The 19633-nt window shown below is 45.6% G+C and carries 15 protein-coding genes; all 15 read right to left on the reverse strand.

Going from position 1 to position 19633, the window contains the following annotated elements:
• Positions 1-88 precede the first annotated feature (88 nt).
• The 15 genes from C7379_RS00105 to C7379_RS00175 all read right to left on the reverse strand — a co-directional run bounded on the left by C7379_RS00105 (position 89) and on the right by C7379_RS00175 (position 19618).
• Positions 89-523 carry a hypothetical protein gene (locus C7379_RS00105; protein ID WP_116615433.1) on the reverse strand — a complete coding sequence of 145 codons (435 nt, stop codon included), beginning with the start codon at positions 521-523 and terminating at the stop codon, positions 89-91.
• Positions 520-1905, reverse strand: coding sequence for a hypothetical protein (locus C7379_RS00110; protein ID WP_116615594.1), 1386 nt, complete (start codon positions 1903-1905; stop codon positions 520-522). The genes C7379_RS00105 and C7379_RS00110 overlap by 4 nt, the downstream gene beginning before the upstream one ends.
• Positions 1906-2698: 793 nt before the next feature.
• On the reverse strand, positions 2699-3706 hold the full coding sequence (locus C7379_RS00115; RefSeq protein WP_116615434.1) for a TFIIB-type zinc ribbon-containing protein: 1008 nt from the start codon (positions 3704-3706) through the stop codon (positions 2699-2701).
• 5 nt (positions 3707-3711) lie between these two features.
• Positions 3712-5613: a peptidase U32 family protein gene (locus C7379_RS00120; protein WP_116615435.1), complete on the reverse strand. Its 1902-nt coding sequence runs from the start codon at positions 5611-5613 to the stop codon at positions 3712-3714.
• 166 nt (positions 5614-5779) lie between these two features.
• Positions 5780-6697 carry a homoserine O-acetyltransferase MetA gene (gene metA, locus C7379_RS00125; protein ID WP_116615436.1) on the reverse strand — a complete coding sequence of 306 codons (918 nt, stop codon included), beginning with the start codon at positions 6695-6697 and terminating at the stop codon, positions 5780-5782.
• Between the two features lie 119 nt (positions 6698-6816).
• Positions 6817-8829 carry a M13 family metallopeptidase gene (locus C7379_RS00130; RefSeq protein WP_419185297.1) on the reverse strand — a complete coding sequence of 671 codons (2013 nt, stop codon included), beginning with the start codon at positions 8827-8829 and terminating at the stop codon, positions 6817-6819.
• Positions 8830-8939: 110 nt separating this feature from the next.
• Positions 8940-10880, reverse strand: coding sequence for an ABC-F family ATP-binding cassette domain-containing protein (locus C7379_RS00135; protein ID WP_116615438.1), 1941 nt, complete (start codon positions 10878-10880; stop codon positions 8940-8942).
• Between the two features lie 232 nt (positions 10881-11112).
• Complete coding sequence (locus C7379_RS00140; protein WP_116615439.1) at positions 11113-12522, reverse strand: aminotransferase class I/II-fold pyridoxal phosphate-dependent enzyme; 1410 nt, start codon at positions 12520-12522, stop codon at positions 11113-11115.
• Positions 12523-12649: 127 nt separating this feature from the next.
• A complete protein-coding gene (locus C7379_RS00145; RefSeq protein ID WP_116615440.1) occupies positions 12650-13297 on the reverse strand; it encodes an HAD family hydrolase in 648 nt (215 codons plus the stop codon).
• Positions 13284-14252: an ATP-grasp domain-containing protein gene (locus C7379_RS00150; RefSeq protein WP_116615441.1), complete on the reverse strand. Its 969-nt coding sequence runs from the start codon at positions 14250-14252 to the stop codon at positions 13284-13286. The genes C7379_RS00145 and C7379_RS00150 overlap by 14 nt, the downstream gene beginning before the upstream one ends.
• 11 nt (positions 14253-14263) lie before the next feature.
• On the reverse strand, positions 14264-14872 hold the full coding sequence (locus tag C7379_RS00155; RefSeq protein WP_116615442.1) for a sugar transferase: 609 nt from the start codon (positions 14870-14872) through the stop codon (positions 14264-14266).
• A 246-nt stretch (positions 14873-15118) separates the two neighbouring features.
• The gene (locus C7379_RS00160) at positions 15119-16402 is read right to left on the reverse strand and encodes a glycosyltransferase family 4 protein (RefSeq protein ID WP_116615595.1); all 1284 of its coding nucleotides are present in this window, start codon (positions 16400-16402) and stop codon (positions 15119-15121) included.
• A gap of 55 nt (positions 16403-16457) precedes the next feature.
• A complete protein-coding gene (locus C7379_RS00165; protein ID WP_116615443.1) occupies positions 16458-17546 on the reverse strand; it encodes a glycosyltransferase in 1089 nt (362 codons plus the stop codon).
• A gap of 9 nt (positions 17547-17555) precedes the next feature.
• Positions 17556-18494, reverse strand: a complete 939-nt coding sequence (locus C7379_RS00170) for a glucosamine inositolphosphorylceramide transferase family protein (RefSeq protein ID WP_116615444.1) — start codon at positions 18492-18494, stop codon at positions 17556-17558.
• Positions 18491-19618 carry a D-alanine--D-alanine ligase gene (locus C7379_RS00175; RefSeq protein WP_116615445.1) on the reverse strand — a complete coding sequence of 376 codons (1128 nt, stop codon included), beginning with the start codon at positions 19616-19618 and terminating at the stop codon, positions 18491-18493. The genes C7379_RS00170 and C7379_RS00175 overlap by 4 nt, the downstream gene beginning before the upstream one ends.
• Between the last annotated feature and the right edge of the window lie 15 nt (positions 19619-19633).

Raw genomic sequence — 19633 nt, forward strand, 5'->3', positions numbered from 1 at the left:
ATTAACGCTCTGTTTCACGATAGGCTTACAGCCGTTTTTTAACGGCTAAAGGCCTGTGGTCATTCTCTCCCAAACTCATTTTTTCATTTCATTCAGGTATTGGCGTGTGTCTACAATTGCCACTCCACCACCTGATAGCAAACGAGGCGATGATGAAAAGCACCGCCGTTACCACAAAATCGATAATGGAGAAATTGAACAATTTGCCCGAATAGTCTATTGACAGCGCACCGTCCAAATATATATAGTTGACCACAGGAGCCACTATAGATACCGCAAGCAGACTTAGAAGCCAATGGTACCAACGACTGAAGCTCACGCTATTGATCACGTAATAGAACAGTGCGGCGACGCCCCATGCCATCACGGAGCTAATAACCGCTACCACGAAATAATGGTTTTCATTGTACATCTCGTTGGCAAATTCGCTCTGGCTGTCCGCCATCTCAAACACCAAGGACGGGAAAATCATGAAGAGCACCGTTAGCACGGCTCCCCCAATCAATAAAATTGAATTTTTCATTTGTCAAGTTTTAATTCAAGCTCAAAAAAGCACGGCTTACGATCAGCGTATCGCTTATAACTGTTCCATATACCACCGAGAACATATTTGAGCGCGAATGTAGACCTCGAGTCGGGCGTCAAATCGTTCTCCGTAGTACAATTTTCAATCCATTCAGGCATACGATTAAGCAATTTAATCTCCACATCCTGTTCGTGATTAATACGGTTTGCCGACAGGATAAATAGGTGTGTAGCCGTACCAATATATTGTTTTTGTGCCGGTGTCATATCTGCTTTCTCTATTTTTCTGATAGCCTTTATTTTGATATCGTCGTCGGCGTCCACCATATAGTTGCCCTTGTCGCACAAGTATCGCTGATCTATGAGCATGTCACTCAAGTCTACAGCCAACACCAGCTGTACGTCACCCGAGTTTTTGTCGGGCTTGACATCTTCCAAACTCTTTATTTGGTAACCTTGTCCATGTGCTGGCTTAAATCGGCCTCGTACGTCATGGTTGGTCAACAAAAACGAGTGGTAAGGCTCGTAAAGATCCTCTGCCGTGAAAAGGCACATGTTGTCATACCCTCTCATGCCTTGTATCTCTGAGAAAAAACGTAATGAAGGGTCTTGCGTCAATCGTTTAATATTCTCGTTAGAACCCACGACAAGAATGTAATAAGGACGCTTTCCTGCAAACTGATGCGCACTGTTATCATACGCATAATACGGCCCATTGTATGAGCCTATCATTCGTATGGCAACCATCGACTTGTTTTTCACCTCGTCCTTGAACACGGCACTTATCATCTCCTCAGCCTCGTTGAACACTTTTTGGGGATTAACGTTTGCCATGTCGCGCACAGAATAGATCATGTCTGTTACCAAAATGCTCACCTCATCCTTGTTAGTCTTGTTGAGCACCTTGTCAAATATCTTTCTGAAATCAGTGTATCCTTTTTCCCCAATGCTGTCCATTTTCACATCTCCGGGCAGGCTGTTTTGGAGCGACATGATAGTAGAGCGAAACGATCCGTCACCATCTTTGCTATCGTAAGGTGTCATGCTCCCACTGCGCTCTATGAACAAGCGGAACGTGAGCTTGTCATGACCTTGGCCGATAATGGTCACCTCAAAGGGTGGTCTGCGGTGCTCGAAGAAATCGGAGATATATTCTTGTACCTCTTGCACATCCATCTGCCCATCCTTGTAAAATTCCTTGAAATTGGCTTTGTTATTATCGAGAAAAGTCACTATCTGTGCCCAGTCCCCGCTGTCAATGGTTTTGTCCTGCTCGGCCAACTCTATCAGCAAGGCGTTAAACTCTTTTTTCGCGCTATTAGAGCATCCTGCAAATATGCATGCAAACGCAAACAACACGCAACACACTAAATTCCTCATAACTATATAGATGTTTTTTTTGTCCATATTGTTGCAAAAATACTAAAAATAAACGAGAAAAGTCATCTTTCTTACATGAAAAATCATGTTAAAAAACAAGTATTAATCTCGGGTAAATTTATGGTGCTCGCAAGCATTGCAAACCAATCATGCCACTTGGACGAATGTTTAAAATGTTTTCACGCTATACATCCTTGAGAAAATGGCACACACAGACCATTTAAGAATGTCACTATTACGATTTAATAATTGTGTACCAAAATAATTGACAAGTCGTTAAAATCTTAAAGAAAATGACAAAACACGCATACTTTAGGCTTAAAATGAGCTAAAATGGCAGTTTTGTTAAAATCCAAATAATCAACCATTTACAAGTGACCGAAAAGGTATGGCAAATTTTATGTTAACACTCTTCTTCACCATTAAGCATTATTCGTGACGTGAATAAGCCTTATTCACAATGCGTTTAGGTGCTATTTGAGTGGCAAATAGGCCTTAAACGACAGCCCTTTAAGTACCAAACGCATGACGAGCATTAACTGTCATACATAAGAGCACTGCCAAAATAGGGAGAAAAGGGAAATAAATGGGTTAAAAACGCAATTTTTGTTTTTTACAAACGTTTGCTCACGCACCAATTAAATCCTATATTTTTTTACAAAATAAAGAAAGCGATCAGTATATTATCGTTAGAATGTACCAGTTTTTATGATGCCATGTGTGAGCGTAATTTCTCATTTTATGCCAGCGCTTTCATATTCGAAAGTGGTGAGCGTCATCTGCCCAAGCTCACTTAAACGTTGAGTGCTCCACAATGAGGGCAAACGCCTTTCTTGCGCAATTTGGCACCGCACTTGCCACAAATATAATGGGCGTGGTTTCTTGTGAAATATTGGTGAAGCGCGAAATAGTAATAAGCCACCAACAAAACATAACCCACAAAGAACAAGGATGTAACGCTAAAAACTATGTAGTCTACAGCGCATATCGCCGCCAGGCCACCCAAGTACAAAACCGCCTCGCCCAATGGCAAGTGGTGGCGTATGTCATCCACGACAGCCAAAGCCACGAAAAGCATGGCCCAAACCAGTGAGAGGAATATACCCAAGGGCATGGGCACGGAGAAAGGATTGAGCGTTGGGTGGAAATAAAAATGTTGCCACATCTGTGGCGAGAAAGTCTGTATGCCAGCATAAAATGCCGCCGCCGTGGCCACGATGAGGCATAGCAACGTGGGATAAAAAGAGTCTACATCATTGAAATGCACGATACGCGCGTTGCGCCGAAAAAGACTTCGTAACAAATAGCCAGCCCCAATAATGACGATAATGACGATAAATATAATGACATGTGTGTCTGAAAATTCTGATATAAAATGTGAGATAGGGTCATCCGGCTCTACACTTTTCAGCATTACGTTCTCATGTGTCCAGCCGAAAGCGGAGGTGTCGTTGGCCAATTGCACCCAAACAGAGTCTATAGAGTCGGCAGGCAGTATGCGTATGTCTGCCACTACGAGATGAGCATTCTTGTAAACGAAAAACGAATCGGTCTGCATGCCACTGATAAGCTCCTCGGGCATTGCCGACATCAGTTTTAAACTATCGTCTTTGACAATGAAATTGTAGTTGTTAGTGTAATGGTGGGTGGAAAAAAACGAAAGGGAGTCTTTCTGACGCTCACTGAGATTGAAAGGCAATTTGGCTCGATGGTAGTGTTCGTAGCACGAACTTAATGGCATGAGAAGCGCGCACGCCATAAGCCAAACCATACAAAGGCGCAGGGAAGGCAATCTTTTCATATCTATTATCTTTCGTTATAAATGTTCATTTGGCACATGTCACACTTAAACTCGAGCCGAAAACGTCTTCCGTCGCCCATCCGTATATAGAGAGGCTCGTGCCATTTGGGTGCGCTTCCTCCATATTTGACGCAATGCCCTAAGCTGTAGCGCAAGCAGTGTCTACACTGCATCACGATGGCATCGCGGCGGTTGGTGTCAACCTCGAGCGCCATATCGACTTTCGCCAATCCGTGATCCGCATAAAATTTTGCGGCCTCATGGTTGGATATGTTGTGGAGATAGGTGTACTTCTCGTATGCGGGTTGCCATGCCTTGGCAGTTGCAGAGCTTTCGACCGCCAACGCGCCAAGCATCTTCCGCTTATGTTCTTGTTCGTGCCAAGCGAGCGTCGTTTCCATCAAAGCGTCCACAGCCTTTCGCCTTAGGTCAGAGAGCAAACTTGATGGCACAAACAAACTCGCCGCCTCAGTGCTGATTTGCAGGTCATGACATGTATAGGGCGTGTTGCCGAGTTTGGTCAATTGCTTTCTGATGTTATCCACCTGTGGCGTTTTGGCCACCTGATGGGCAAAAGTCACCGTAGACGCGGCAGTGACACTCGGCTCTCCGCCTCCCACGTCAAACGATAGACGTAGCTTAAACCCATCGGTAATGGTCTCGAATGCCATGTCGACAAGTATATCGCGCCGTGCCGTATGGCTATTCATAAGTTTGTTGAACGCCTCATCATTGTTGCGATAGAGCGTGGTACCCGGTCTCAAGCCATTGGGCATTTTAAACGGGAACAAGCGGTTGCCAACCACCCGGTTCACCCTGAAACCCTCCAAATGGCGTGCGTCATTCAAGAAACACAACCCATCGCCATTGCTGAACGAGGCTGTGCCGGAGACGTTAAAAGAATCGGCGCGCACCTCCTTCACCCGCCCGACGCATTCGCCCAACGCCTTGGGCGTGTCAAACGAGGCGATGTCGGCATGCCTGCCATGGAGAAAATAATCAGTAAATCCACGATTGAACGTCTTGCTCAAGTTTGGCGTGAAAGTATAATCCACCCGTCCAAGAGACGATCTGCGAAAATCATCAGGCCGACGGTCTATTAGCTTGTTTAGTTTCTGGCTATACGCGGAAACCACGTTTTTCACATATCCCACATCTTTCAGTCGGCCCTCTATTTTAAAAGAGGTGACACCGGCGTTAGCCAATTCTTCCAAACTGTCTATCTGGCTCAAATCCCGGAGTGACAAAAGATGCCTTCCCTCCTCGATCATTTGGTCATTCGCGTCTATCAAATCGAATGGCATGCGGCAAAACTGGGCGCACTCCCCACGGTTGGCAGAGCGGTCGAAACATCGCTGCGACGCATAGCACACGCCCGAATAGCTCACGCACAGCGCGCCATGAACAAAGGCTTCTATCTCCATGTCGGGCACCGACTGATGGATGTGGCGTATCTCTTCCAATGTCAGCTCGCGAGCGAGGACCACTCTTGAGAAGCCAAGCGACCTCAGCCAGCTCACTTTTTCGACCGTGCGCACGTCGCACTGCGTAGACGCATGAAGCATGGGCGCGCGCCCCACACTGTTTAACGCGGCTTGGCGTATGCCGATCGTACACATGTCTTGCACGAGAATGGCGTCCACCCTGATGGCAGAAAGCCGCTCTATGAGTTGTCGAGTGTCTTCCAACTCGTCTTCGTAAATGATGGTGTTGACGGTGACGTACACCCTCGCGCCATATTGATGGGCATGGTGGCAAAGGGTCTTGATGTCATCGACAGTGTTGCCCACGGCGGCTCTGGCGCCAAATCTGTCGGCCCCAATGTATACCGCGTCGGCTCCATGATCGATGGCAGCCATGCCACAGGTTAAATTTTTGGCTGGCGCAAGAAGTTCTAATCTACGCATCTTGTCGATTTTTCACATTATAAGTGGGCATTTAAATGGCAAAAAATATTTTTTCTCCGTATTTTTTTTGTTTCGCCCTACCGTTATCTTGATGTTTCAATATGCCATCACTGACGTGATGAAATCTTTCAAATGTCATATCATCATGTTTATATTGGCACAAGCATTACACAATCTCGTTAATATTATAAGGTGTCTCTTGATAGACATAATAATTTATCCAGTTGCAGAACAGGAGATTGGCATGCGATCTCCAAGACACCCAAGGGCCCTTGTCGGGCTCGTCGTCAAGATAATAATTCTTGGGCATGGGCACGTCATCACGCTTTCCCATGTCGCGTTTATACTCTTTGTCCAATGTGTCGGGAGCATATTCCAAGTGCCCGGTAAAGAAAAACTCACGGCCACGGCGTGCCATCACCATGCTCACGCCACTGTCTGGCGACTCGGCAATAATTTTCAAATCTGCCACTTGGTCTATATCTTGTCGCCTGATCTCTGTATGCCGACTGTGGGGCATCATAAAGAAATCGTCGAAACCTCGGAAAATAGGCAGGTCGTGTACAAGCGGATATTGGCGAAAAACGCCAAACATCTTCTCTTGCAATCGGTATTTCGGAATGTTGTAAAAATGATAAAGGGCAGCTTGGGCAGCCCAACAGATATAGAGTGTGGACGTAACATGGGTGCGCGCCCAATCGAAAATCTCTGTAATCTCTTGCCAATATTCCACGTCTTCAAATTCCAACAGCTCGATGGGTGCACCCGTCACGATAAGTCCATCCCACTTTTGGCGTCTCAGAATGTCAAAGTCTTTGTAGAACATCATCATGTGTTCAATGGGCGTGTTCTTGGGCGTGTGGCTCTTGAGCTTCATAAAATTGACCTCCATTTGTAATGGGGTGTTGGACAAAAGCCTTATCAAATCGGTTTCTGTCGTAATCTTAAGTGGCATGAGATTGAGCACTACTATCTTTAATGGGCGTACCATCTGTGTGTGAGCGCGACTTTCGTTCATCACGAAAATGTTTTCCTTTTTCAGAATCTCGATGGCTGGAAGTCTATCTGGTAATCTTAACGGCATTTTGGAAAGAACTTGTATGCGATGGCAAAGTTACGAAAACTATACCGCATTCAGTAAAAAAGGGCGCGAATTTTAACATTCGCACCCTTCGCATAACGGTTTCTCAAACAGGTTTGGGCTTACCAGAGTTGGAGCCTTTCGTTTTGTGGTATATACATTTTATTGTCTTTTTTCACGTTGAAAGCGTCATACCAAGCGTCTATATGAGGCAGGGCGCCATTGACACGCCATTTGCCAAGGGCATGGGGATCGCTTTTCACGCGATTTCGTATCTCTTGGTCTGTGATGTTTTGGCCCCACACTCCAGCGTAGGCGATGAAGAAACGCTGGTCTGGCGTAAATCCATCGGCTGTCTTGAGCGGTTTCTTTTTGGTGGCGTTTTTGAAAGCGTTGTATGCCACTTGCAGTCCTCCGTGGTCAGCAAGGTTCTCGCCAAGCGTGAAACGGCCGTTGGAATGGAGACCTGGCAACACCTCAATGGCGTCAAAAAAGTCGGCGTATAGTTTGGCGCGCTGTTCAAATCCCTTGGCGTCTTGAGCTGTCCACCAGTCGTGCAGATTGCCATCCGCGTCATATTGCCGCCCCTGATCATCAAATCCATGAGTCATCTCGTGGCCAATAACCACGCCGATAGCTCCATAGTTGAAAGCCTTGTCTGCCTTGGGATCAAAGAATGGGCGTTGCAAAATTCCCGCTGGAAAGCATATCTCATTGGTGGTGGGATTGTAGTAGGCGTTGACGGTTTGCGGCGTCATGAACCACTCGTCGCGATCCACTGGCTTGCCAGCCTTCTCGCGAATGTGCTTGTCATGCTCGAAAAGGCGTGTGGCTAACACATTCTCGTAATAGCTCTTGGAGGGGTCGATAGTTAGCTTGGTGTAGTCGGTCCATTTATTTGGATAGCCTATTTTGACGTAAAATTTGTCGAGCTTGGCATGTGCGTTGGCTTTCGTGGAGTCGCTCATCCATACCTGTGCGTCAATGCGTTGGCCAAGACTAACCTGCAAATCGCGCACCAAATCTTCCATCATCTTCTTGCTCGACGCTGGGAAATAGCGCTCGCAATACATTTTTCCAAGTGCCTCGCCCATGGCGTTCTCCACTTGGTTGGTGGCGCGTTTCCAGAGAGGGTAGTCTTCTTTGCGGCCCTTCATTGTCTTGCCGAAGAAATCAAAGTTGGCCTCGCGCACTTCATCGCTCAAATATGACGCGGCGCTCATGATGACATCCCATTCCATCAGAGCTTTAAGTTCGTCTGCAGTGAGCAGCGCGACTATCTTGTCCAAGCCCTCGAAAAAAGCCGGTTGGCCTACTACCATCTCTTGGATATACTTGGTGTCGACACCCTCGGCCTCCGAAAGTTTGACAAGACCGATGTTGGGATAGCGCTCGTCAAACTGCTTCAATGTCATCTTGTTGTAGTTGGCCTTGGGGTCTCGAAGCTCCACGTTGCTCTTTGAGATCAGCGCAAGCATGGTCTCAAAGCGGAACACGTCTTTGCTTTTGCGCTCGGCCGTGGCTTGCGGGAAACCGAAAAGTGTAAACATGCGGGCAATATGCTTCTTGTATGCCTCCCTTACGCTTACGGTAGCGGAGTCTGTGTTCACGTACCAATCTTTCTGTCCGAGTGTCAAGCCACCCTGACCAAGATTGAGAATGTTCATCGAAACATTTTTCTCATCTGCGCCAAAATAAGAATTGAAAGGCACGCCGTAACCAAATTTGGCATATTTCAACTGTAAGTTTCTCAATGCGTCAAGGCTTGTCGCGGACTCAATCTCGTCCAAGAGCGGTCTTACTGGAGCGACGCCCTCTTGGTTACGCCGCTTGATATCCATCGCGAGCTTATAAAAATCGCTTAGTTTTTTTTCTGTCGTCCCATCCTTGTATTTCTTTTTTGCGAGGTCTGTGAGGATGGTGTTCACTTGCTTGTTGACATTCTCCTGAAGCATGTCGAAACTGCCATAACGGCTGTAAGCGGCTGGCAATGGGTGCGAAGCCTGCCATCCACCGGTAGCGAACTGGTAAAAATTGTCCGCGGGATTGGCGCTTTTGTCCAAATTAGACAAATCCAATCCAGACTTACTCTGGGCGTTAACGCCCACCACTGGCGCCATAAACATCATGGCCATTGGTAAGAATTGTTTTGTTCTCATACTATTTTAGGGTTAATATTAATATCTAAAATAAAAAAATGAAAGATAGACATACTGTCAAGAAGACAACCAACTAACGAGATGGCTTATTGTTCAAGCTGCTCAAGTTTTTCTGATAATGCCATCCAATTGTCATTTTCCTTGTCCAAAGCGGCTTTGGTTGAGGTGTACTCGGTGACCAACTCAATGTTCGAAGCGTTTTCAGGAAGCGCCAACAGTTGGTCTATCTGTTTGAGACGTCTCTCCATGCTGGCTATCTTGCTCTCCGAGTTCTCTACCGCACGAGCGGCTTTCTTGATTTTTTTTTGTTTTTCCTTGCGTTCCAAATAGTTCTGCTTGGTATCAGCAGATACGTCCTCGGGAGCCTCCTTGGGCTCGGCTTTGCTCGTTGTCGCATCCGCGATAGCCTCATGGATGGTCTCGGCGTTGTGAGATCGCAGATAATCGTATATGCCACCAAGGTGCTCCGTCACCTTGCCCCCCGCAAACTCATATACCTTTGACACCAATCCGTCAAGGAACTCGCGGTCGTGACTTACCACGATCACGGTACCATCAAACGCCTTGATGGCCTCTTTCAACACATCTTTGGACTGCATGTCGAGGTGATTGGTAGGCTCGTCGAGTATCAACAGGTTGACCGGCTCAAGCAAGAGACGAATCATGGCCAATCGAGAACGCTCGCCACCAGACAGCACCTTAACCATCTTGTCCGATGTCTCGCCGCCAAACATGAACGCGCCAAGCAAATCGTTTATTTTCAATCGCATCTCGCCCGTGGCTACACGGTCTATGGTATCGAAAATAGTGACATTCTCATCAAGCAACTGCGCTTGGTTCTGCGCGAAGTAACCTATCTGGACATTGTGCCCCACCTTGAGTTTTCCAGTGAAGGGTATCTCCCCCATTATACATTTTACAAGAGTGGACTTGCCCTCCCCGTTCTTGCCCACGAAGGCCACTTTTTCGCCTCTGCGGATAGTCAACGTGACATGGTCGAAAACGGTGTGTGAGCCGTAGTCTTTTCTCACCTCGTCGCATATCACCGGGAAGTCGCCCGAACGCAGGCATGGTGGAAACTTCAGGTGCATGGCTTTGTTGTCAACATCGTCGACGGTTACGGGCACAATCTTCTCCAATTGCCTGATGCGTTGTTGCACTTGCACGGCCTTGGTGGCTTGGTAGCGAAACCGCTCTATAAACGCCCGGGTGTCGGCAATCTCTTTTTGCTGGTTCTCGTAAGCTCGCAATTGCTGCTCACGGCGCTCTTGCCGCAACACCATGTAATGATCATAGCTTACCCGATAGTCTTCTATGTGACCGCACGTTATCTCTATTGTCCGATTTGTCACGTTGTTTATAAACGCGCGGTCGTGGCTAACCAACACCACTGCCTTGGCGCTCTGCTCAAGAAATCGTTCTAACCACTGTATGCTTTCGATGTCAAGGTGGTTGGTAGGCTCGTCAAGTAGCAACACGTCGGGCTTGCGCAGCAAAATCTTCGCCAGCTCCACGCGCATGCGCCAGCCGCCCGAAAACTCTCGGGTGGGCCTGTCAAAATCGTCGGGCGTGAAGCCTAAGCCTATAAGCGTGCGCTCCAACTCGGCCGCATAGTTTTCGCCTCCCATCATCATATACAGCTCATGTTCTTGTGCGAACCTATCCACAAGCGCCAAATATTCGTCACTTTCATAATCGGTTCGCTCGCTCATCTCGCGTTGCATGCTCTCCAATTTGGCTTTCATGACCGCCTGACGAGAAAACGCCTTGCGCGTCTCTTCGTACACAGTGGTATCATCGGCAAGTTTCATCACCTGCGGCAGGTAGCCTATCGTGACATCATTGGGAATGGAAACAGAGCCTGAAGTGGGCTTTTGCAAACCACAAAGTATTTTTAACATAGTGGATTTTCCCGCTCCATTCTTGCCCACCAACGCTATGCGGTCGCGCTCGTTTATCACGAAATTAACATCTTGGAATAGTGGGCGAACACCAAATTCCACCTTCAAGTTATCTATAGAAACCATTGTTCAATTTCCTGTTATTTGGCGAGCAAAGTTACAAAAAATACTCCATGATAGGCCATATAAACATAACTTTTAAGTAATGCTTATGACAATCCCAAGCTTTGTTCCTAAAATTATTTTCATGAATTTTAGGAACAAAGCTTGGGATTGTGGGAAATAAAAGAAAAAAAGTCTATGGAGAAGCAAGCTATACGACTTACGAAATGGGCCGTGCGCACGCATAAACAAGTCGTTAACCTATTGCCTCCTTAATCTTCGTCACTATAAACGCCGCGTCCTGCTCTGTTACGAGTGGGCCTGATGGCAAGCAAAGCCCCACTTTGAACAGCGATTCGCTCACGCCGTTGGTGTAACTTGGCGCTGTTGCGTAGCAAGGCTGTTTGTGCATGGGTTTCCAAAGCGGCCTGCTTTCTACGTTTGCTTGGTCGAGCCATACACGCATTGCTTCAACATTGTCGTTCGGCTCACAGTCGGTGCGCGCCTTATCCACATAGTGTATTACGCCAGCCGCCCCCCCTACGGCACTTTTCACTACCGTGTTGTAAGCGTTTTCCATGCCCTTGACTTTCACGTCAGGGTCTATCGTGATGGTGTTGAGCCAAAAATTAGAATCTGACAAAGGGGAAGGGTTGTCATGAAAGGTGATGCCGTCCATTGTTTTGAAAGCGTTGGCATACAACTTGGCCAACCTGCGGTGATGGGCCACGTGCTCGTCAAGCACAGTCAGCTGCCCACGACCGATACCGGCACAAATGTTGCTCAAGCGATAGTTGTAACCAATTTTCTCGTGCTGGTAGTAGGGATAGCCCTCCCGGGCTTGGGTGGCATAGAACATGATGTTGTTACGAGCCGCTTCGTCGGGGCAAACCAACGCCCCCCCACCCGACGTGGTGATCATCTTATTGCCGTTGAAGCTGAGCACGCCATATTGCCCAAAAGTGCCGCACGCCCTACCATCGTAACGCGAGCCAAGCCCCTCGGCGGCATCTTCCACGATTGGTATGCCATGTTTATCTGCCACGGCCATAATCTCTCTCATCTTGGCTGGCATGCCATAAAGATGCACCACGATAATGGCTTTAGGCTTTTTGCCCGTTTTTTTCATCCTGTCCTTGATGGCAGTCTCCAACAGTTCCGGATCCATATTCCACGTGTCGCGCTCGGAATCGACAAACACTGGCGTGGCACCAAGATATGTCACGGGGTGGGATGAGGCACAAAAGGTGAAGCTCTGGCAAATGACCTCATCGCCGGCCTTGACACCCACGCCGATGAGCGCCAGATGCACGGCCGCCGTACCTGAAGCCAACGCTACCACCTGCTTGTCCTTCAACCGGTCGTCACCCTCCTGCCACAACCTCTCTGGGTTGTTCTCATGCGGCTCGATACTCTGGGGATAATCCTCCTCTGAGAAATCTCTCACGGTACAAGCATCTCTTTTATCCGTCTTCTCCGGTTTACTCTCCCCCCTCCTGCCAGAGGGGACGGTGGATGCGACAAACCGCTTCAAGTCTTCCTCAAATCCATTCACATTCGGGCCCAACGGCACCACCCAATTGGTGTCGAATGCCTCTTTGATATACTTTTGCTCATTGCCCGACATGTGAGCCAGGCAAAGAATAATACGTTTTTCAGGTTTCATATTTATTGTTTTTGTTTCTTCAAATGTGCTACACCAAAAGATAAGGGGCTATCAAAAATAACCTTTGCATTATGATTTGCCGATCCTTAACACGCTTTACGAACATCCTGCTATTCACTTTTCCGATTTAGACTAATGGCACTATTTGCGCAAGACTGTCTACCATCATTGACGGCAGATTTACCTCCGGCACTTCTACTGTCTGCGAATGAATATTCATGCCATTGTCCTTCAGACAAAAGGTTACCCACCCAAGCATGTTAGGTGCGATAAAATCTTTCCTTAAATTATCCCCTACATAGACATAATGTGCTCCAGGATACTTTCGCATGAAATAAAGATATGGTTGGTATGCAGGCTTGGTATAACCTGATTCTTCTGATATAAGGATGTCTTCACGATCGATGAAATCCAACAAATGTAATGCATAAATTTTATTCCACTGCTGAGTATTCCGACCATCAGAGATGATACCCATCCGAATACTCCTCTCGTATAAAGACTTCAACAGCGTACATGCATCTTTCGAAAGAAAAATTAACGGTTTATGATTACGATAGATCTTCAGCAAATCTGCTACTGTTTGGGACAAGTTACAATTCTCAATTACCTTTTCAAAAGCATTTTCTCCAGCTAAATAGGCTTTAATCATAATATCGTAAGCCTCAGGGACATTCACCGTCCGAGCAATTTCATGATAGGCTGACTTGAGGAACTCAATTTCTTTGTACAACGTATCGTCCAAATCAAACACGACTACCTTACTGAGCATCATATACGATCACCTCCCTATCATAACGTAACATTAACGTATTGGAAGTCCATTCTTCACTGTAATCAATATCTTCGCCAAGCAAATACTCACGAATAATATTACCTGGAAAATTAGCATGCGCCCAATACGACAAGGGGTACCCTCCTCCAAAGCGGGGGTTGATCTCTATGCCGTAAATACGATGATCGTCTTCACGATAAAAAAGTTGAATACAAATGGTGCCGATAACTCCAGGAAGATAGTCCATCCTCTCCTTAAGATAATTGACAATAGCATTCCTACGGGTAATTCCTTTGTTAATTTCACCTGCCCGAATCTTGATGCGCTCGCGGGGGACTATGCTCTTAACGCAATTATCCTTGCCATAATACATATCAACTGTAAACTCCTTGAAATCATCAGTATCAATATATTCCGTAAAGATGAGCTTCTCATCATTTAGGATATCTGATGTCAGATCCTCCGGCTTTCGAATAATGTGGAGATTAGTGCTGAGCGAACCATCGTATGGCTTTGCAAACATGGGAAACACAGGGGCGTGCTTGTCTAACAATCGCGGATAGTGAATATCTAAACTGTCAAATAAAACCATTGTTTTGCGTTTATCACGACACATTTTTATAAAGTCAGGTGCCGAAACCATCACTTGAATACCCTCTTCTCTAAATTGCATTTCATGCTGAGAAAGAACAAGAAGCTCTGTGTCAATCGTTGGTACAATGATACCAATATCATTTTTTTTGCAAAGAGCTATGAGCTCTTCGATATATTCAGGCTTGGTACATCGGCAAATAGGAAAGCAATGATCTGAAATAAAACCTGCTGGTGCCATCGAAGGATTAAGATCTGCACTGTATATTTTTGAATGTAGCCCAAGCTCCTTGATTGACTTCTGAAAAATCTCTGTCAAGACAACACGTTGTCCGACAGAGGTTATTAATATATTTTCTTTCATAATGATAATATCTAATTATGGCCATTGAAGGGCTCCATCGTTGCATTGCCCTCCTGAGAAATTCCACTACGCAGGAATACTGTTTTAATAGTGTTAAGAACAACCTTGGTATCAGTGATGAACGACACATGATCCACATACCAAACATCATACTCGAACTTCTGCGACCATGAAATAGCATTTCTACCATGACATTGTGCCCACCCCGTAATTCCAGGTCGGACCTCATGGCGACGGGCCTGCTTTTCGGAATAAAGAGGAAGGTACTGGGGCAAGAGAGGACGGGGACCGATGAGTGCCATATCACCCTTCAACACATTGATGAGCTGCGGCAGTTCATCTATTGAGGTAGAGCGTACGAATCGTCCTACAGAAGTGAGGCGTTGTGCATCGGGCAGCAACTCACCATCAGCACCTCTTTCATCTGTCATTGTCTTGAATTTGATAACCTTAAATATTTTTGCTTTCCAACCCGGTCGTTCTTGGAGAAAGAATACGCCGGCACCCTTGTTGGCAAAGTGCAGCCATACAGTGACTATCAGCAATAAAGGAGAGATGCATACAAGAACGGTAAGTGCAATACAAAAATCCAAAATGCGTTTGAAGAAATATTGATACATAATGCTTGAAGTTTTATCATGGCCACACTTACCTCCTTGCTACAACATTCAAAATTAGGTTTACAAGGAAACTTGGCCTAACACAATGGTTAATCCTCTATGGTTAGTCCAACGCTTGGTCTATGCGCTGAGCAAAACCAGTTTTCGATGAGAATGGGTAGTAGCCTGACTCATGAATTTCCCCAAAATCCCTGTATGAGGGATACTTTTATGTAGTTTCGTCCCTCACACAGGAATTTTTGCGAATCATAACCCAGCATACATTTGCCTTAACGCCTCCCACACATCACGCTGCTCATAGCGTTCTTGGATTAACCTCCTACTGTTGGCGGCCATTCTGTTGGTATTGTCAGCGTTCTTGATAAAATTGCACATTGATTGGTAGAGTGCCTTTGCCATGGGCGAGGAGAAACCGTCTGCTTGTGGGTCGTCCGAGGCAAACTGTATGAGATGGCCGTGACGATCGACCGGCGCTGGGATGATGACACCATTCTCACCATCAATGATGATCTCGTTGCAGCCATTGATGTTGGTGACGATACAAGGCAACTCCATCGCTCCCGCCTCCATGGGTACATTGGGGAAACCCTCCCTGTAACTCGGAAACACCAACGCGTCGGCCGCAAGCAGGTAGGAGCGCACATCTTTTTGGAGTCCTGCATAGAACACGGCGGCGGAATCGCTCAAAAAACGTTGTGCCTCCGGAGTAATGTTGCCACCGCTTTGCACCTCCTTTTCTCCCACAATCAGGAGCTTGGGTTGCCGTGGCAGGTCTGCGGAATGCCTCACCAATCGGCTCATCACCTCCGCCAACTCGTTAATGCCCTTGTCTCTCACCATGCGGGCAATAAGGATAAAAACGAAATCATGGTCTGTATATCCCAACTTTTGGCGCATATACCTGCGCCCGTCAAAGGGCGTGGCATCCTCCATCAACCGAGTTTCCTTGTTCTCTGCTCGCAACAACTCGCTCGTGACCTCGCGTGACAGGTAAGAAGTGTTCTTCCCATTGATGTTACCATGATGTACCACTTGTAGTTGCTTCCCCGTGATTCTGTCCTCCCTCAACGCTCGTTTCACGCCTTCGCCTTCGGGTATGACACGGTTGGCGCAGCAACATGTCACGCGTTCCATCGTCTTCAATATAGTGCGCAGCATGCCGGTCGTGGCTTGGTAGCGCAGCCCCGTCACGGTGTATATACGGTTCGGCACGCGTGCGACCCATGCAGCCACCATAGCCAACAGTGACCCTTTGGGCGTGTTGGCATGTACGCACCACGGCTTTTCGCGCCTAAAAAGTCGCCACAAAAACCACAAGGCCTTGATATCCTTGCCTATACTGATAGGTCGTTCCAAAGGAGCGTCAATAACCCGTATGCCCTCTCGCGCAGCAACCTCGTCGAGCACACCAGTGTCTTTAGCTACCCCCACCACCTCATAATATTGATTGAGATATTTGAGTTGCCCCCTTAGCAGCGAGTCCAGACTGATGTCGGCCGTGGTTACACGAATTAGTTTCTTCTTTTTCATATGACTATGATTGACAGACTGCCCATGGAGAATCATGCTTGTCGGTGCAAACAAATTATTGCTGCACCACATCATACAATTGTTCATACGCATCCACCATTTTTCGAATATCATATTGCAAGGCTCGTTGATAACACCGATCCGCCACTTGGTGATAATACTCCGAGTCGTCATGCAACTTTTTTATAACATCAGCCAGTGCCTCAGCATCGCCATGTGGAAAAAGGATACCATAGCCGGCAGTCACTTCTTTTAATCCGTTGACCTCGCTGGCTACAAAAGGCTTGCCCGAGGACATGCCCTCAATATTCGACAGAGATAATCCCTCCCAATGTGACGACATCACAATGACATCTGCCGACTTCAATATCTGCGGCACATCCGACCGAATGCCAAGCAGTTTTACACGCTCCGTCACATTTTGGTTAATAATTTCTGCCTCTATCTCCGGTCGACGAACGCCATTGCCTACCAACCATAACTCATATTCGTCCGGTAACAACGCAATAGCCCGAATCACCGTTCGCTGATCCTTGGCTTCCCGAAATCCGGCCACCATCACCGTGACAAATTTACCTTGGTGAGCCAATTCCGGTAAATCCTTCGCATGATAAAAGGCATTAACATCTACTCCATTGTTGATGGTCACTATTCTACTTTGCATCGGACAGTTAGGTTGATTGTCCTCAAGACCCAAATAACTGCACAACTTCTCTTCAGCAATCTTACTAATCGCCACCACCTTTGCATATTTACCATACATCCATTTGTCTACAAACGAGAACATAGGATGTTCTCGCTTTCGGTTGTTCGTAGAGTGTTCCGTCGTTATCAGCACCTTTCCCAACCCAATATTGGCAATGGCGGCAAACAGCTGCGGAGAGGAGTTGTGAGTGTGAATAATGTCATACTCCCGCATGATCCTTCTTAACTTGGGGATGTATTTAATATTGTAAACACCATGTCCAAGCTTATAAATCCTACATCTCGTCTCCTTCAACTCCCGCATAAAAGCAGTCTCCTCACCATTGAAGACCACCACATCCACCGTAAGTCCCTTCTGCCGTAGCAACTTGGTAAGGTGCACCACCACGTGCTCCGCCCCACCAATCTGCAAAGATGTGATAACCTGTAGAATCTTCATATTACTTTATCAATGGATAATTCCAAACTTAGATAAAATATTTCTTATCCACATATTATCAAAACCTAATGCATCTGTCACTATAACCCCCTTGTACATGTTGAAGGTATGCATCCCTACGTTCAATTTAGGATGGTCAGAAAACATTCTTCTAACTTCCCTAAATTCTATCGTTTCACAATCTAATTCCTGCATATCCCAAATAGACTTTTCCCCACAAGTAATCTTCTGCAAAGATACAGCATGCCCATATTGAGTGTTACATTCTTGAGCAGGCCTGTACAAGGCTCCCTCGTATTCGAAAAAGTTTCCTGCCATACGCGCTATATTTTCTTGAAAAATCTTTGAACCCAATGGCATGAATTTTTCTTCTTGACTGTCCCACTGATATACATAAAGTGTATTCCCATTTACATTTGGTGTCTTTGTGCAAAATAAATATGCTTTGTTTCCCACTCGAAGAGGAGTAGCATCTGCAACGGATTCATCCAAAACATTATGAACTTCTTCTATGATATTCTCGTGAACCCAATACTTATAGACGATTAACTTACCAGAAGCACCATTTTCCGGCATTAAGTAAACAAAGTCCCCGGTAGACCCGTTAGAGGTTTCAAACCATGGCTGCCTAATAATCACAGGGAAACTCATGTGAGTAGGGAGTTCTTTGACAATGTCTAATTTCTTTAGCTGATAACTGCGTCTATCTATCGTTAATTTAGAAATTCTCCCACGATAAATGTTTTTTGGAAATTCTTCAACCAAAACAATAATATCCGTATCTGTAACATCTAAAATAAAAGGATCTGCAAACCATGAATTTTTATAATCATGTTCTACCCACTGAACTCGGATATCCTCCCCCTGAAGAATGTTATCAAGAGAATTTTGGATGAAGCCAATATTCCAACGCTCGTCACAATATCTTTTAATATACTCTTTTATCATTTCAGTAATCCCCAAAACCTATTCCATAAATACATATAAAAGGGCCGAGAGTCTTGTTTGTTATAATAAAAATGGCAGTCGGAACCAAGACACTCCTTAAGCCAAGTAAAAGGAGAAACTATACCCGACATAACGCTCCATTTAAAATCAGTTATTTCATCCATCAAATTAAATGGAAGTTTTCTGATGTTTTCATCCTCCGTAATTATTTTATTGCACAATACTGATTTAGCCCACATCATCAAAAGCGGTTGACCACATTTTGAATATGCATATAACCAAGCACTATTTCGAAAATTGATTTCTAAGAAATAACATTTTCCGTCTTTTCCTATCATAAATTCCAACTCAAACACCCCACTATAATGAGTTTCCCTAAACAATCGTCTGATGGCCTGTTCTAATTCCGGATAAGAGTATTTCTCTATATATGCATAGTTACCATAACTCTTATTCGTTATTCTATGGAAACGGTTTTGCAAGGTAAAATACGCCTCTCCACCATCAATACAGAAACCTTCAACATTAAGTTCATCCTGTTTTTCAATATATTCCTGCAACAGTACCTTTTCACATTTAATATGCTTATATGCTTCTTGAAGTTCGTCTTCGTTATGGCATATGAAAACATTATTTTTCCAATTATGTATGGTCGATGTTGGCGCCTTTGTTAAAATTGGAAATTTCAACATCTTTGAAGACTCACCACGGCTAACTATTTCTGTTTTGGGAATGCGCAGTCCACATCTTTTCGCCATTTCTACAATGACATGCTTTTGCATCATTTTTGTAACTCGTCCCTGTTCCTGCGCATGATAAAAATAAAACTTGTCTTTCAATTCATCATAATGTAAATCGAGACAAGATTCCACTTCATCACTTGTAGCCAAAACAAAGGGCTTTGTGCTCTCATTCACATATTCGTCTACCAAACACTTGTAGCCTTCCTCTAAACTACGAACATGATGCAATACAGCTATATACTTAGAATATTGAACTAGCTTAGGCTTTTGAACAGAAAATAAGATAACGTCAGGCCTTATTCCCGCTTCACCCAAGCATCTAATCACTCCTAAAGAACTAAAGTGATCTACTGCAAAAACAACAAACTTGTTTTCAATCATTTTTTTACTAAATAA

Origin of the sequence: Hallella colorans (genome assembly GCF_003096815.1) — a bacterium.
GTDB classification, from domain to species: Bacteria; Bacteroidota; Bacteroidia; order Bacteroidales; family Bacteroidaceae; genus Prevotella; species Prevotella colorans.